This is a genomic window from Pseudomonas sp. JV414 (assembly GCF_032424305.1).
Lineage (GTDB): Bacteria > Pseudomonadota > Gammaproteobacteria > Pseudomonadales > Pseudomonadaceae > Aquipseudomonas > Aquipseudomonas lini.
In genome coordinates, this window is the sequence record NZ_VYKC01000009.1 from 132,611 (window position 1) to 146,815 (window position 14,205).

The window sequence follows — 14,205 nt, forward strand, 5'->3', positions numbered from 1 at the left end:
GCAGCTCCTACGTGGATCGCATTTCCCTGTAGGAGCTGCCGAAGGCTGCGATCTTTTTTATGCGCCGCAAATCGGTGCAGCAAATCCTGTCACGCACCAAGTTGCGGCAACATCCAGCATCGCCTACCAAGTACCGACAGGCATTTCCTACGCCTCCCCCGATTGGCAAGCCCCTTGCTCTAGCCCTGAGCATTGTCCATTGCTGGAAGCCTTCCGATGCTGGTGATTCATCGCAGAATCGACCCTCAACCCGTCTGGGCCGCCGAGTTGCACCTGACTTTCGAAGCCCGGAGCAAAAGCCGTTTGCGCTGTTTCAGTGCCGAAGGTGAGGACGTCGGGTTATTTTTGGAGCGCGGTCAGCCGCCGCTGTATGACGGCGAATGCCTGCAAGCCGAAGACGGGCGCGTCGTTCGCGTCTGCGCTCGCCCCGAACAACTGCTGCACGTCACCTGCGCCAACGCCTTCGAACTGACCCGCGCCGCCTATCACCTGGGCAACCGCCATGTGGCCTTGCAAGTCGGTGATGGCTGGCTGCGCCTGCTCGACGATTACGTGCTCAAGGCCATGCTCGAACAGCTTGATGCCAAGGTCGAGAACATCGAAGCGCCGTTCCAGCCGGAACACGGTGCTTACGGCGGCGGTCATCACCACTCGCGCCATGGCGATGAGGATTTCAACTACCCGCCGAAACTGCACCAGTTCGGCGTGCGTTTATGAATCCAGCCTGGGCACTGCTGCGTCTGGCCAGCCCGCAGCTGCCGATTGGCGGATACAGCTATTCCCAGGGTTTGGAGATGGCTGTGGATAACGGCCGCGTGAACGATCCCGACAGCGCGCGGCGCTGGATCAGCGATCAGTTGCTGCTCAATCTCGCGCGTTTCGACGCGCCGCTACTGCTCGCCCATTGCACCGCTGCGGCTGAAGAAAACTGGGCCGAACTGCTGCAACGCTGTGAAGAGCATCGCGCCAGCCGGGAAACCCGTGAGCTGCATCAGGAAAGTCGGCAGATGGGTTATTCGTTGAAGCAACTGCTCAACGGTTTACCGGAACTGGATGCGCCGGCCCGGGCCTTTCTCGACCAATGCCCTGAACCACACCTGGCCCTTGGCTGGGCGCTGGCGGCCCGCGCCTGGCAGATCAACCCACAAGATGCGCTGGCCGCCTGGCTCTGGAGCTGGCTGGAAAACCAATTGGCGGTGCTGATGAAAACCCTGCCCCTGGGCCAGCAAGCCGCCCAGCGCCTGACCAGCGAACTGCTGCCGCTGCTGCAACAGGCGCAGCAAGACGCCACCCGAATCAACCCCGAACACTCTGGCAGCGCCGCTTTCGGCCTGTCCCTGGCGTGTATGGCCCATGAGCGCCAGTACAGCCGTCTGTTCCGTTCCTAGGGCCTTTTATTTTGGAGAATCACATGAACACACAACCCCTGCGCGTCGGCATCGGCGGCCCGGTCGGTTCCGGCAAAACCGCCCTGACCCTGGCCCTGTGTCTGGCCCTGCGCGACCGTTACAACCTCGCCGTCGTGACCAACGACATCTACACCCGCGAAGACGCCGACTTTCTGGTACGCAACGAAGCCCTGGCGCCCGAGCGGATCATCGGCGTGGAAACCGGCGGCTGCCCGCACACGGCGATTCGCGAAGACGCCTCGATCAACCTCGAAGCCGTGGATCAACTGAACCGGCGCTTCCCAGGGCTGGACCTGATCCTAGTGGAGTCCGGTGGCGACAACCTCTCGGCGACCTTCAGCCCGGAACTGTCGGACCTGACCATCTATGTGATCGACGTTTCGGCCGGCGACAAGCTCCCGCGCAAAGGCGGGCCGGGGATCTGCAAATCCGATTTGCTGGTGATCAACAAGATCGACCTCGCGCCGCTGGTAGGCGCCTCGCTAGAGATGATGGACAGCGACACCCAACGCATGCGCAACGGCAAACCGTTTGTTTTCAGCAACCAGAAAACCGGTCAGGGCCTGGAAGCAATCATCGCCTTCATCGAACGCCAGGGCTTACTGACTGCGGCCTGATCACACTTATCAACAAGGAAGCTTATCCATGACACTGAAACGCATTCTGGGCGCCATGGCCCTGCTGCTGACCCCGGCCATCGCGTTCGCTCACCCGGGCCACGGCGACAATGGCTTGATGGCCGGCATCAGCCACCCGATCGGCGGCCTCGATCATTTGCTGGCAATGGTTGCCGTGGGCTTGTGGGCCGCGCAGCAGAAAGGCGCCGCGCGTTGGGCGCTGCCGTGCACGTTCGTGGGCACGATGCTGATCGGCGGCCTGCTGGGTTTTGAAGGGCTGAACCTGCCGGCGCTGGAAAGCGGGATTGCTGCCTCGGTATTGGCGTTAGGCCTGGCGGTGGCTTTGGCGGTGCGTCCGCCGTTGAGCCTGGCGGTGGGTGCGACCGCATTGTTCGCGCTGTTTCATGGCGTGGCGCATGGTCTGGAGTTGCCGGATATGACGAGCCCTTGGGCGTATGCGGCTGGGTTTGTGGTGGCGACGGCGGCGTTGCATGCAGCGGGTTATGCGGTGGTTCGCGTGCTGCCTCAAGCGGCAGCACCACTGGTTCGGCTGGCGGGTGCGGCTTCGGCGACGACTGGGGTGTGGTTGCTGGCGGGTTGATTTCTTTATCGTCAGTTATGGCCTCTTCGCGGGCAAGCCTCGCTCCTACAGGAATTGTGTTGGTCGCGGTGCGCGGACAACAAATAACCTGTAGGAGCGAGGCTTGCCCGCGAAGGCGGCCTGACAGACACCGCCTCTCTCAAGCCTGCCTCTCTGCTACCATGTCGCGCAATCGCCCCTGCCGTGACGACGCCAGCCAATGCCCTCTGTTTCCCGCTCTGCTTCCCAGCCTGAATTGACCGCCCTGTTCGCCTCGGTGCAACAGCACTTCCAGGACGTGATCGTGCCGCTCTGGCAAGGCCCCGGCTGGAACGCCGACATGGCATTGCCGTATGAAGCGCTGGACGCCGAGCATCAGCCGCTGCCACCGCAGCGCTACCGGGCCATGGCTTGCGCGCGGCAGCTGTACCTGTTTTCCAGCCTGATCGGCCAAGTGCCTGAGGCCGAAGAACGGGCGGCGGCACTGTTCCGCTCCTTGCAACAGCATTTCCACGATGCCGAGCATGGCGGCTGGTTCTACAGCATCGACCCGCAAGGTGCGCCGCTGGATCAACGCAAAGACCTCTACACCCACGCTTTCATCCTGTTCGCCTGCGCCCATTACTGGGACAAGGTTCGCGAACCGCTGGTGGAGTCGGTGCTCAACGCCACGCTGGAAGTGTTGGCACAGCGCTTCGCCACAGGCGACGGCCTGTACGAAGCCAGCCTGGACCGTGATTGGTCCGCGCTCAACTCCGGGCCGCTGCAGAATCCATTGATGCATTTGGCCGAAGCCTTCCTCGCCATCCTTTCGGTGCGCGAGGACGTTGCTGTGCAGAGCGCGCTTCTCAAGTTATGCACAGCCATGCAGAAGCGCTTCATCGATCCGCAGCACGCGGTATTGATGGAAAAGCCGCTGGGCGCTGTGGATAACTGGTTCGAGCCTGGCCATCAGTTCGAATGGTATTTCCTGCTGGAGTCCTCACCCTTGCTGCGCGGCTCCAAACTGCATGCGTCGCTGGACCGCGCCTTTACGTTTACCGAGCAACTGGGCGTGGATCAGCAGACCGGGGCTGTGCGCGCGATGCTGGAACTGGACGACCACCCTCGTGATGCGACCCAACGCATCTGGGCCCAGGCTGAATACCTGCGAGCCCTGACCTTGCGCCCAGGCAGCGAAGCCTCTGTGCAGCGCCAATTGCAGGCGCTGCAACAGCGCTTTTTGCATGCGGGGGGCTGGTATGAGTGTCGCGATGAACATGGCGAAGTAAGCCGCAAGGACATGCCTTCGACCACGCCTTATCACTTGGCGACCTGTTATCGCGGGTTGGTCAAATATTTGCGCTGACTGGGCGATTGCTTTCGCGGGCAAGCCTCGCTCCTACAGGTCATGTGTCGTTCGCAGAATCGTGATTCAACACAAAACCCGTAGGAGCGAGGCTTGCCCGCGAATAGCCGTTACTCGGTCTCAGGCCTTGGCATTACGCTCAATGGCAAACCCGCTCCAGGTCTGGCTCACCGGCATCAGCTCGAGGCTGTTGATGTTGATATGGGCCGGTGCGTTGAGCACCCAGAAAATGGTTTCGGCGATGTCTTGCGGCTGGATCGGCTCGGCGCCGGCGTAAGTGGCGTTGTAACGCTCCTGGTCACCGGCGAAACGCACCAGCGAGAACTCGCTCTCACACAGGCCCGGTTCGATGTTGCTGACCCGCACGCCCGTACCTTGCAGGTCGCAACGCAGGTTCAGGGAGAACTGTTTGACGAACGCCTTGCTCGCGCCATACACGTGGCTGCCCGGGTACGGGTAGTTGCCGGCGATGGAACCGAGGTTGACGATGCCGGCGCCACGACCGTGAGCGATCAAACGCGGCAACAACAGGCGAGTGCTGTACATCAGGCCTTTGATGTTGGTGTCGACCATGGTGTCCCAATCATCAAGATCGCACTTGGGAGCCGGATCCACGCCCAAGGCCAGGCCGGCGTTGTTGATCAGCCCGCGCAACTTGGCAAAGGACGGCGGCAGGTTGGCAATCGCCTCCTCCATGGCCTTGCGATCCCGTACGTCGAGCACCAGCCCATGGACCTCGGTCTGCTTCGACAACTCGGCGCACAGGGCATTGAGGCGCTCTTCACGACGACCTGTCAGCACCAGTTTCCAGCCGGCTTCGGCAAAACGACGGGCGCAGGCTTCACCAAAACCGGAGGTCGCGCCGGTAATAAACAGGGTGTTGGACATCGTGTTCTCCTTGCTTCGGCTGATCGACAGCCCTTGGAATAGAAAATCAGTTGCCAGCATGCCCGGCCTTGTCCACAGCGGCAACCATCGCAAAAACCGTACAAAAAACAATCAACACTGGCAACGCCATATGGGCTGTGGCTTGCAGCCATGTACGCGCACCTTATCCACAGGCCGGTCCACAGTTTCCGGGGGCAAGTGCAAAAGCTGCAAGCCGCTGTCCACAAGGCTTTGCGGGCAGATTAGAAAGTTTTTTGCTTGACCCTCAGGTGCCTGCTGTGTAACCCCGGGCAATTTGCACGACCGAGCGGTCAAACCGACGATGGCGCCAAGCCAGTAACCACGGCCCTCAGCCGACTCTTTCCAGAGTTTAACCACAGACTTATCCACAGGCTTGTCCACCTCGATTCATAGCGTGTTTACCTCTAACAAAAAGGTTGACAAAGCCGGCTCGATGTCCAGCAAAAACACCTGATCAAAAAACAACCACGTCGCTACAAGCCACGGATTCAAAGGCTTTCAGCCAGCTACTCCCACGTTATTCACAGCCAGCTCCACAGCAAACGGGGACAAGTCAAAACCGTGACAAAACAGCAATTTGCAGCGGCTTTATGTCGCGCTTTGAGAGGTCGTGAATATTGTTTTCCACAATTTCCCTTTACCTCAAAGCACCGTCCCGTGTAGGAGCTGCCGAAGGCTGCGATCTTTTCCACAGACACCTCAAAGCAAGATCAAAAGATCGCAGCCTTCGGCAGCTCCTACGGGAGATTCTGTGGGCAAAAAAAACGCCCTGACGTTGAGTGCGTCAGGGCGTTTTTTGGGGCTCTTCGGTTTAGTGCCCGCCGAGGTAGGCGTTGCGCACCTCATCGTTCACCAGCAGCTCCTTACCGGTGCCGCTGAGGCGGATCTGGCCGTTGACCATCACGTACGCCCGGTCCGACAGTTTGAGGGCGTGGTTGGCGTTCTGCTCCACCAGGAAGATGGTCATACCGGTGCTGGCCAGTTCCCGCAGGGTCGCGAAGATCTGTTTCACCACAATCGGCGCCAGACCCAGGCTCGGCTCATCGAGCAGCAACAGCTTTGGTCGACTCATGAGCGCCCGGGCGATGGCGAGCATTTGTTGCTCGCCACCCGACATGGTCATGGCGCGTTGGGTACGCCGCTCTTCAAGCCGTGGAAACAACTCGAACATGCGCTGCATGTCTTCCTTGGCGTACTTGTCACCGATTGGAATCGTACCCATCAACAGGTTTTCCTCGACGGTCATGTCAGGGAACACCCGCCGGCCTTCCGGCGATTGAGCAATACCGTTGGACGCAATGTAGTGGGATGACTTGTGCGTGATATCCACACCCTGATAGATGATTTGCCCGTCAGCGGCCCGAGGCTGGCCGAAGATCGACATCAGCAGGGTCGATTTGCCGGCGCCGTTGGAGCCGATCAGGCTGACGGTTTCACCTTCATTGATGTGCAACGAGACTTTCTTCAGGGCCTGGATCGGCCCGTAGAACACGTCCAGTTCCTTGAGTTCGAGGATGGGTGCACTCATACCACTTCCTCTTCTTCAGCGCCCAGGTAGGCGGCAATCACTTTCGGGTCGTGTCGAATCGCTTCAGGCCCGCCCTCGGCGATGACAACGCCGTGGTCCAATACAACGATGTGGTCGGAAATACTCATTACCATGCCCATGTCGTGTTCGATCAGCACCACGGTCAGATCGTGCTCGTCGCGCAGCAGCCGGATCATCGCACTCAGTGCTTCGGTTTCCTGAGGGTTGAGGCCAGCGGCCGGTTCGTCGAGGCAGATGATCTGCGGCCGGGTACACATGGCCCGGGCGATTTCCAGACGGCGTTGCTGACCGTAGGACAGTTCACCGGCCAGGCGGTTGGCGCAGTCCACCAGATCCACCACTTCCAGCCAGTAGAAGGCGTGGTCCAGTGCATCGCTTTCAGCCTTGCGATAGCCCTTGGTGTTGAGGATGCCCGAAAGCAGGTTGCGGTTGACCCACATGTGTTGGGCCACCAGCAGGTTTTCCAGCACCGACATTTCCTTGAACAGGCGAATGTTCTGGAAAGTCCGCGCCAGACCGGCACGGTTGATCAGGTGCGTGCCACCGAACATCTTGTAGTGGAGCCGGCTGACGAAGCTTTTCGGCGAAACGAAATCAACGGCCTTGAACGGTTCCCCGAGCATTTTGATGACATCGGTTTTCACACCATGGGCATTGAGTTCGATGTGCCCGCCGGACGCTTTGTAGAATCCGGTCAGGCAGTTGAACACCGTGGTCTTGCCCGCGCCGTTGGGACCGATCAACGCGAAAATCGAGTTGCGTTTGACTTGCAGGCTCACGTTATTCAGCGCTTTGATGCCGCCAAAGTGCATCATCAGATTTTCGACCGAGAGAACGATTTCTTCGCTCATGGCGCCACTCCTTTACGCGGGGTCACACCGGTGCGGCTGATCCGGATCAGGCCGCGCGGTCGCCAGATCATCATCAACACCATCAGGATGCCGAACAGCAGCACGCGATATTCAGCGAAGCCGCGCAGCAGTTCCGGGGCAACAGTCAGCACGAACGCCGCAATCACCACGCCGATGGTCGAGCCCATGCCGCCGAGTACCACGATGGCGAGGATCAGTGCCGATTCAAAGAAAGTGAACGAGGTCGGGTTAACGAAACCCTGATAAGTGGCGAAGAACACGCCCGCCAGACCGGCAGTCGATGCACCGATGGTGAACGCCGACAGCTTGACCAGTACGTGATTCAGGCCCATGGAACGGCAGGCGATTTCGTCTTCACGCAAGGCTTCCCACGCGCGACCGACTGGCATGCGAGTCAAGCGGTGCTTGATGTACAGCACGGCCAGAACCACCAGGAACAACACCGCGTATATGAAGTAGTACTTCACGTCCGGGTTATAGGCGATGCCGAAGAACTCATGAAACGGGACTCCGCCCTCCTTCGCTCGTTTGCCGAACTCAAGGCCGAAGAACGTCGGCAACGGAGCCGCCATACCGTTCGGACCGCCAGTCAGGGACAGCCAGTTATTGAGGATCAACCGGATGATTTCACCGAATCCCAGAGTCACGATCGCCAGATAGTCACCGTGCAGGCGCAGCACCGGGAAACCCAGGATGCAACCGGCCAACCCGGCAGTGATTGCCGCCAGCGGCAGCACCGTCCAGAAGCCCAGCCCCAGGTATTGATAACCGAGCGCCAGCCCATAGGCACCGATGGCGTAGAACGCCACATAACCCAGGTCGAGCAGGCCGGCCAGGCCGACCACGATGTTCAGCCCCAGGCCCAGCAGAACGTAGATCAGCCCGAGGATGACCACGCCCAGCAGATAGGAGTTGGAGAAAAACGGGAACACCACGGCGATGACGATCATCACCGGGATAATCCAGCGCAAGCGGGATTTGTAATCAGGCGGCAGTACATGGACCCCGGAGCCGGTACTTTCAAAGCCTTCAAGAATTCTCAGGCCCTTGGGGGTTTGCAGGAACAGGCTCAAGGCAAAGCGGCCGGCCATGACGATGGCGACAATCCATGCCACCCGGGTCGCTTCCAGGTTGAAGCCGTAGCCGTCGAGGACTACGCCGACAATCGGGCCGAACACAATCAGGGCCACCAGACCGGCAAGAATCGCGTCAACCAGGCTTCTTTTGAGATCAATGGTTTTTTTAGTGGTTGAAGACATCGCTTACACCTTCGACACAAGAGGACGGCCGAGCAGGCCTTGGGGCCGAAAGACCAGAACGAGAACGAGCAGCGAGAAGCTGAAAACGTCTTTGTAGTCCGAGTTGACCAATCCGGAGAACAGCGACTCGGAAATCCCGAGAATGATCCCGCCAAGCATCGCCCCAGGCAGCGAACCGATCCCACCGAGCACCGCGGCGGTGAACGCCTTGATGCCAATGATGAAGCCGGCGTAGAAGTCGAATGTGCCGTAGTTCATGGTGATCAGCACGCCGGCCAGGGCCGCCATCGCCGCACCGATGATGAACACGTAGGAAATTACCCGATCGGTGTTGATCCCCAGGATCGAGGCCATCTTGCGGTCTTGCTGGGTGGCGCGGCACATACGGCCGAGCTTGGTGTACTTGATGACGTAGGTCAGCAGGGCCATCCCGACAAACGCTGCGATCAGAATGAAGATCTTGGTGTAGGTAAGCTGGACGAAGCCGGTCCCGACCTCAACTCGCCATGCACCGGTCAGCAGTGTTGGTACCCCCTGTTGACGGGCGCCTTGGGAAATTTGTGCATAGTTTTGCAGGATCAGCGAAATACCGATGGCGCTGATCAGCGGTGCCAGTCGGGTGGAGTTGCGCAGCGGTTTGTAGGCGACGCGCTCGATGACCCAGCCATACACCGCCGTGACGATGATGGTGAAGACCAGTGTGCCAAGCATCAGCAGGGGGAAGGATTCAATACCGAAGTATGCCAGCAGAGCCAGACTGATTGCCGCGAGGTAAGCGGAAATCATGTAAACCTCGCCGTGGGCGAAGTTGATCATGCCGATGATGCCATAGACCATTGTGTAGCCGATGGCGATCAGGCCATAGACCGACCCGAGGGTCAGGCCGTTGACCAGTTGCTGCAGGAAAATACCATCCATAACGCAATCTCACGCAGTGAGAACCTGCACGCCTGTGCGTTGTGCGGTTCTTCTAGGGAAAATACAGATTTACGTCGGAGCAATGTCAGACGCGATCATCCCAGACACCACCGCCCCTGTGGGAGCTGGCTTGCCAGCGATAGCGGTAGAACATTCAACAAAATTGTCGTCTGTCAGGCCATCATCGCGGGCAAGCCCGCTCCCACAGGGAACTGAGGGATCAGGCGATCGCGTCAGCCCTTACTTCTGTTTTTCCAGCTGGTGGTATTTGCCATCCTTGTCCCACTGGTAAACCACGTAGTCGGAGACTTTCAGGTCGCCCTTGGCGTCCCAGGTCTTCTCGCCCATCACGGTTTTGACCGGGTTTTTCTTCAGCCACTCGGCGGCTTTCTCGCCACTGTTGGATTTGGAGCCATTGAAGGCTGCGGCCAGGGCCTGGACCGAAGCATAGGCGTACAGGGTGTAGCCTTCAGGCTCGGTGCCTTTCTTGCGGAACTCGTCCACTACGGTCTTGCTGTCTGGCAGCATGCGTGGGTCGGCACCAAAGGTCATCAGCACGCCGTCAACGAATTGCGGACCGCCAGCGGTGGTCACCAGCTCGTCGGTTACGATGCCGTCGTCGGACATGAACTTGACGTCTTTGAGACCTTGCTCACGCAGTTGACGAACCAGAGGACCGGCTTCCGGGTGCAGGCCACCGAAGTAAACGACGTCGGCGCCAGCGCCGCGGATTTTGGTGACGATGGTGCTGAAGTCTTTTTCGCCACGGGTCAGGCCTTCATACAGCACCGGCTTCACGCCGCGCTTTTCCAGCTGGGCCTTGGTGGCGTCCGCCAGACCTTGGCCGTAGGTGTCCTTGTCGTGCAGGACCACCACTTTCTTGCCCTTGAGTATGTCGACGATGTAGTCGCCGGCCACGATGCCTTGCTGGTCGTCACGCCCACACATACGGAACATGGCACTCAGGCCGCGCTCGGTAACAGCCGGGTTGGTGGAACCTGGAGTGATCGCGATGATGCCTGCTTCGTCGTAGATCTCGGAGGCCGGGATGGTCGATGAGGAGCAGAAGTGACCGACTACGCCAGCGACTTTCTGGTTGGTCAGGTCCTTGGCGACCGTCACAGCCTGTTTCGGTTCGCAGGCATCATCGCCTTTGACCAGTACGATTTTTTCCCCGTTGACACCGCCAGAGGCGTTGACTGCATCAGCCGCTGCCTGCGCACCCTTCATGTACTGCTCGCCAAATGCCGCGTTGGCGCCCGTCATTGGACCCGCTACGCCGATCTTGATGTCAGCCTGAGCAAACGCAGAAACACCCAACGCAGTTGCCACTGCGAGGGCCAGAAAGCCTTTCTTGTAAAACGTCTGGGACATGAGGTGGTGCTCCAAGGTTTTTTTTAGTTGGCACTGCGACTTCACTGAATGCTCAGAGCAAGGGCCGTGCCATCGGTTTTTTATTCTGGGAAAAGTCGCTGCCTTATTGTTTTTTCGACTGTTTCGGGCCCATTTTCATTGGGCGTGCAACCGTCTAAACCGCGGGAGGTGAAACCATTTATTTTTAAAGGCGCAACCCACGCGCGCCATCATTGCAACCGCAGCGCCAAACGATGTGCAACCAGCCTGTAACAGCTCGCGTCACCGAACTGCACACTGCTGGTGCGCAACTGCTACAACCCGCACCATTACAGGCTAGCCGCTTCGCTGAAAAGCGCCGCTTCCAGCAACATATTTCAACAATCAGATGACGATCCGCAGGCACTGGCCCGCGTGATACAACGAAAATCCGGCCTCATACAGGCAGCTTCTCAGCCCCACACCTGCCAATGGCTGCATGGGCGCGAAGGGAATCGGCAGGGCTTGAGGATCTCCATTACACAAATAATCGGCAAAGGCTTTGCCGACCACTGTACCGGTCGTCACGCCTCGACCGTTGTAGCCGGTGACGGCCACCAGACCCGGTGCCGGCTCGAACAGGCGCATCAAATGATCCGGGGTGAAGGCGATGCAACCGGTCCAGGTGCATTCCCACTCCACCGGTTTCAGGTACGGGAAGTAATGCTGCTGAACCCGGTCGGCCCAGGCTTTCAGGAACCAGGTCGGTTTCTGGTTGCCGTTGCCGAGACTGCCGAGCAACAGACGACCGTCCTTGTCCCGCCGAATACTGCTGAGCACCTGCCGGGTGTCCCAGGAACCCTGGCCGCCGGGCAGAATCTGCTGTGCAGCCTCTTCGGTCAGCGGCACCGAGGCCACTTGATAGTAATAACCGGGGAAGAAATTGCGCCGCAGCTCCGTCCAGTCACCTTCGGTATAAGCGTTGGAGGCGATGACCACCTGCTCGGCCAGCACCGAACCCTGGGCGGTTTGCACCGACCAGCGCTGGCCCTGACGTTCAAGTCGGGTCACCGGTGAATGATCGAACAGCTGACCGCCAAGGCTGATGGCCGCATTGGCCAGCCCCGTGGTGTAGGCCATCGGGTTGATCGTGCCGGCGCGCCGATCGAGCAAGGCGGCGGCGATCTTTTTTGTGCCGGTGGCTTGTTCGCAGGCTTGACCGGTTAACAGTTCGACCGGCGCACCACGACGTTTCCATTGTTCTTCGCGACTGCGCAGATCCGCTTCGCCACGCGCGTTGTGCGCCATGTGCAGCGTGCCTTCGCGGCGTAACTGGCAATCGATGTTGTATTTGTCGACCAGGCTAAACACCAGTGACGGCGCCGCACCCAGCATGCGGTTGAGCTGACTGCCGACCGCCTCGCCGAACCCGGCTTCGATTTCATCCGGTGGAATCCACATCCCGGCGTTGACCAGCCCGACGTTACGCCCCGAACCGCCATGCCCGGCGCGATGCGCTTCCAGCACACAGACACTTTTACCCTGTTCCAGCAGATGCACCGCCGCCGACAAACCGGTGAAACCGGCACCGATGACGCAGACATCCACCGTCACCTCGCCTTTGAGCGCCGCGTTGTCGGGCCTTTGCGGCGTCAGTTTTTCCCACAGACACTCTTCGCGTAACGGCATTGCCAGACTCCAACAGAAACCTAACAAACACATCCATTCCAGTGTGGGAGCGGGCTTGCTCGCGAAGGCGTCCGTGTATTCAGTATCTATGTAACTGAAAGACCGCTTTCGCGAGCAAGCCCGCTCCCACATTGGATTTTCATTGGATCAAAGATCTGAGCTCATTTCAGTCGAACGTAATCCCCTGAGCCAACGGCAATTCCAGCGAATAGTTCACGGTATTGGTCTGACGGCGCATGTATCCGCGCCATGCATCCGAACCGGACTCACGACCACCGCCCGTCTCCTTCTCGCCGCCAAACGCGCCACCGATCTCTGCGCCGCTCGGGCCGATGTTGACGTTGGCGATGCCGCAATCGCTGCCCACCGCCGACATGAACCGCTCGGCTTCACGCACGTCGGTGGTGAAGATGCATGACGACAGGCCTTGTGGCACGGCGTTGTTCAGGCGCAGCGCCTCTTCGAAATCGTTGTAACCGATCACGTACAGAATCGGCGCGAAGGTTTCGTCGCGCACCACATCGCTCTGTTCCGGCATTTCGACGATGGCTGGCGAAACGTAGTAAGCGTTGGGGAATTTGTCTTCCAGCTGACGCTTACCGCCAAACACCCGGCCGCCTTCGCTCAAGGCCTGCTCAAGCGCGTCCTGCATGTTTTCGAAGCTGTGTTTGTCGATCAGCGGACCCACCAGATTGCCTTCCAGCGGATGGCCGATGCGCACCTTGGAGTAAGCGGCTTTGAGGCGGGTGATGATTTCTTCCTTCACCGACTCATGGGCGATCAGGCGACGCAAAGTGGTGCAACGCTGACCGGCGGTGCCGACGGCGCTGAACAGAATCGCCCGTACGGCCATGTCCAGATCGGCGCTTGGGCCGAGGATCATTGCGTTGTTGCCGCCCAGCTCAAGAATGCTGCGGGCAAAACGTGCAGCGATTTTCGGCGCCACTTCACGGCCCATGCGGGTGCTGCCGGTGGCGCTGACCAGCGCGACACGCGGGTCATCGACCAAGGCTTCGCCAGCATCGCGACCACCGATGATCACTTGGCTCAGGTGTGGCGGGGCATCGCTGAAATTTTTCAGGACGCGATCAAACAGCGCCTGGCAGGCCAATGCGGTCAGCGGGGTTTTCTCCGACGGTTTCCAGATCACCGGGTTGCCGCAGACCAGCGCCAGCGTGGCGTTCCAGGCCCAAACGGCGACCGGGAAGTTGAACGCACTGATCACGCCAACGACGCCCAGCGGGTGCCAGGTTTCGCGCATGTGGTGGCCAGGACGCTCGGAGGCAATGGTCAAACCGTACAGCTGACGGGACAGACCGACCGCGAAGTCGCAGATGTCGATCATTTCCTGAACTTCACCCAAACCTTCCTGAGTGATCTTGCCAGCTTCCCAGGACACCAGCTCACCGAGGTCGGCTTTGTACTCGCGCAGGATGTCGCCCAATTGGCGCACCAACTCGCCACGGCGCGGCGCCGGAACTTTGCGCCAGAGTTCGAACGCATGATCTGCGCGACTGATGTGCTGCTCGACTTCAGCGGCGCCTTCCCAGTTCACGGCAGCGATACGGCTGCCATCGATCGGCGAATGCACCGGCACTTTGCCGTTCTGATACAGGGCCGGGTTCACACCAAGACGATCAAGCAATGCGGCAACCATGGGTCACTCCTCAAGCAAAAAACAGAAGACGTTCAGCCGGATTTATTCGGCTGATCAGACCTGTAG

13 protein-coding genes are annotated in these 14,205 nt (G+C 59.6%); 5 read left to right on the forward strand and 8 right to left on the reverse strand.

From position 1 onward, the window contains the following. The first annotated feature begins 216 nt into the window (after positions 1–216). The 5 genes from ureE (at position 217) to F6R97_RS11620 (ending at position 3,954) form a co-directional block, all read left to right on the forward strand. Entirely contained in the window at positions 217–717 is a 501-nt protein-coding gene (gene ureE, locus F6R97_RS11600) for an urease accessory protein UreE (protein WP_048396157.1), read from the forward strand. Next, positions 714–1,388 carry an urease accessory protein UreF gene (locus F6R97_RS11605; protein ID WP_315866570.1) on the forward strand — a complete coding sequence of 225 codons (675 nt, stop codon included), beginning with the start codon at positions 714–716 and terminating at the stop codon, positions 1,386–1,388. The genes ureE and F6R97_RS11605 overlap by 4 nt, the downstream gene beginning before the upstream one ends. 23 nt (positions 1,389–1,411) lie before the next feature. After that, positions 1,412–2,026 (forward strand): urease accessory protein UreG, encoded by a 615-nt coding sequence (ureG, locus tag F6R97_RS11610; protein WP_038360437.1) that lies wholly within the window; start codon positions 1,412–1,414, stop codon positions 2,024–2,026. A 28-nt stretch (positions 2,027–2,054) separates the two neighbouring features. Then, positions 2,055–2,627 carry a HupE/UreJ family protein gene (locus tag F6R97_RS11615; RefSeq protein ID WP_038978735.1) on the forward strand — a complete coding sequence of 191 codons (573 nt, stop codon included), beginning with the start codon at positions 2,055–2,057 and terminating at the stop codon, positions 2,625–2,627. A gap of 199 nt (positions 2,628–2,826) precedes the next feature. Further along, a complete protein-coding gene (locus F6R97_RS11620; RefSeq protein WP_315866571.1) occupies positions 2,827–3,954 on the forward strand; it encodes an AGE family epimerase/isomerase in 1,128 nt (375 codons plus the stop codon). A gap of 120 nt (positions 3,955–4,074) precedes the next feature. Here F6R97_RS11620 and F6R97_RS11625 read toward each other — a convergent pair whose 3' ends face one another. From F6R97_RS11625 to F6R97_RS11660, 8 genes are all read right to left on the reverse strand, one after another. After that, positions 4,075–4,842: an SDR family oxidoreductase gene (locus F6R97_RS11625; RefSeq protein ID WP_038978733.1), complete on the reverse strand. Its 768-nt coding sequence runs from the start codon at positions 4,840–4,842 to the stop codon at positions 4,075–4,077. A gap of 832 nt (positions 4,843–5,674) precedes the next feature. Next, the gene (locus tag F6R97_RS11630; protein WP_038978732.1) at positions 5,675–6,391 is read right to left on the reverse strand and encodes an ABC transporter ATP-binding protein; all 717 of its coding nucleotides are present in this window, start codon (positions 6,389–6,391) and stop codon (positions 5,675–5,677) included. Next, positions 6,388–7,263: an ABC transporter ATP-binding protein gene (locus tag F6R97_RS11635; protein ID WP_038978731.1), complete on the reverse strand. Its 876-nt coding sequence runs from the start codon at positions 7,261–7,263 to the stop codon at positions 6,388–6,390. Before F6R97_RS11635 ends, F6R97_RS11630 begins: the two co-directional genes overlap by 4 nt. Next, positions 7,260–8,543 carry a high-affinity branched-chain amino acid ABC transporter permease LivM gene (gene livM, locus F6R97_RS11640; RefSeq protein WP_038978730.1) on the reverse strand — a complete coding sequence of 428 codons (1,284 nt, stop codon included), beginning with the start codon at positions 8,541–8,543 and terminating at the stop codon, positions 7,260–7,262. The genes F6R97_RS11635 and livM overlap by 4 nt, the downstream gene beginning before the upstream one ends. Before the next feature lie 3 nt (positions 8,544–8,546). Further along, on the reverse strand, positions 8,547–9,461 hold the full coding sequence (locus tag F6R97_RS11645; RefSeq protein WP_030128310.1) for an ABC transporter permease subunit: 915 nt from the start codon (positions 9,459–9,461) through the stop codon (positions 8,547–8,549). A 240-nt stretch (positions 9,462–9,701) separates the two neighbouring features. Then, the gene (locus F6R97_RS11650) at positions 9,702–10,835 is read right to left on the reverse strand and encodes an ABC transporter substrate-binding protein (RefSeq protein WP_315866572.1); all 1,134 of its coding nucleotides are present in this window, start codon (positions 10,833–10,835) and stop codon (positions 9,702–9,704) included. Between the two features lie 363 nt (positions 10,836–11,198). Next, positions 11,199–12,482: an FAD-binding oxidoreductase gene (locus F6R97_RS11655; protein ID WP_315866573.1), complete on the reverse strand. Its 1,284-nt coding sequence runs from the start codon at positions 12,480–12,482 to the stop codon at positions 11,199–11,201. A gap of 166 nt (positions 12,483–12,648) precedes the next feature. After that, positions 12,649–14,139 (reverse strand): aldehyde dehydrogenase family protein, encoded by a 1,491-nt coding sequence (locus F6R97_RS11660; protein WP_038978727.1) that lies wholly within the window; start codon positions 14,137–14,139, stop codon positions 12,649–12,651. Positions 14,140–14,205: the final 66 nt, after the last annotated feature.

Bases quoted from the DNA above. Each gene is read 5' to 3' on its own strand.
- F6R97_RS11620 (WP_315866571.1), top strand. From the start codon at position 2,827: ATGCCCTCTGTTTCCCGCTCTGCTTCCCAGCCTGAATTGACCGCCCTG.
- ureE (WP_048396157.1), top strand. From the start codon at position 217: ATGCTGGTGATTCATCGCAGAATCGACCCTCAACCCGTCTGGGCCGCC.
- F6R97_RS11655 (WP_315866573.1), bottom strand. From the start codon at position 12,482: ATGCCGTTACGCGAAGAGTGTCTGTGGGAAAAACTGACGCCGCAAAGG.
- F6R97_RS11635 (WP_038978731.1), bottom strand. From the start codon at position 7,263: ATGAGCGAAGAAATCGTTCTCTCGGTCGAAAATCTGATGATGCACTTT.
- F6R97_RS11645 (WP_030128310.1), bottom strand. From the start codon at position 9,461: ATGGATGGTATTTTCCTGCAGCAACTGGTCAACGGCCTGACCCTCGGG.
- F6R97_RS11625 (WP_038978733.1), bottom strand. From the start codon at position 4,842: ATGTCCAACACCCTGTTTATTACCGGCGCGACCTCCGGTTTTGGTGAA.
- F6R97_RS11615 (WP_038978735.1), top strand. From the start codon at position 2,055: ATGACACTGAAACGCATTCTGGGCGCCATGGCCCTGCTGCTGACCCCG.
- F6R97_RS11650 (WP_315866572.1), bottom strand. From the start codon at position 10,835: ATGTCCCAGACGTTTTACAAGAAAGGCTTTCTGGCCCTCGCAGTGGCA.
- livM (WP_038978730.1), bottom strand. From the start codon at position 8,543: ATGTCTTCAACCACTAAAAAAACCATTGATCTCAAAAGAAGCCTGGTT.
- F6R97_RS11660 (WP_038978727.1), bottom strand. From the start codon at position 14,139: ATGGTTGCCGCATTGCTTGATCGTCTTGGTGTGAACCCGGCCCTGTAT.
- F6R97_RS11630 (WP_038978732.1), bottom strand. From the start codon at position 6,391: ATGAGTGCACCCATCCTCGAACTCAAGGAACTGGACGTGTTCTACGGG.
- F6R97_RS11605 (WP_315866570.1), top strand. From the start codon at position 714: ATGAATCCAGCCTGGGCACTGCTGCGTCTGGCCAGCCCGCAGCTGCCG.
- ureG (WP_038360437.1), top strand. From the start codon at position 1,412: ATGAACACACAACCCCTGCGCGTCGGCATCGGCGGCCCGGTCGGTTCC.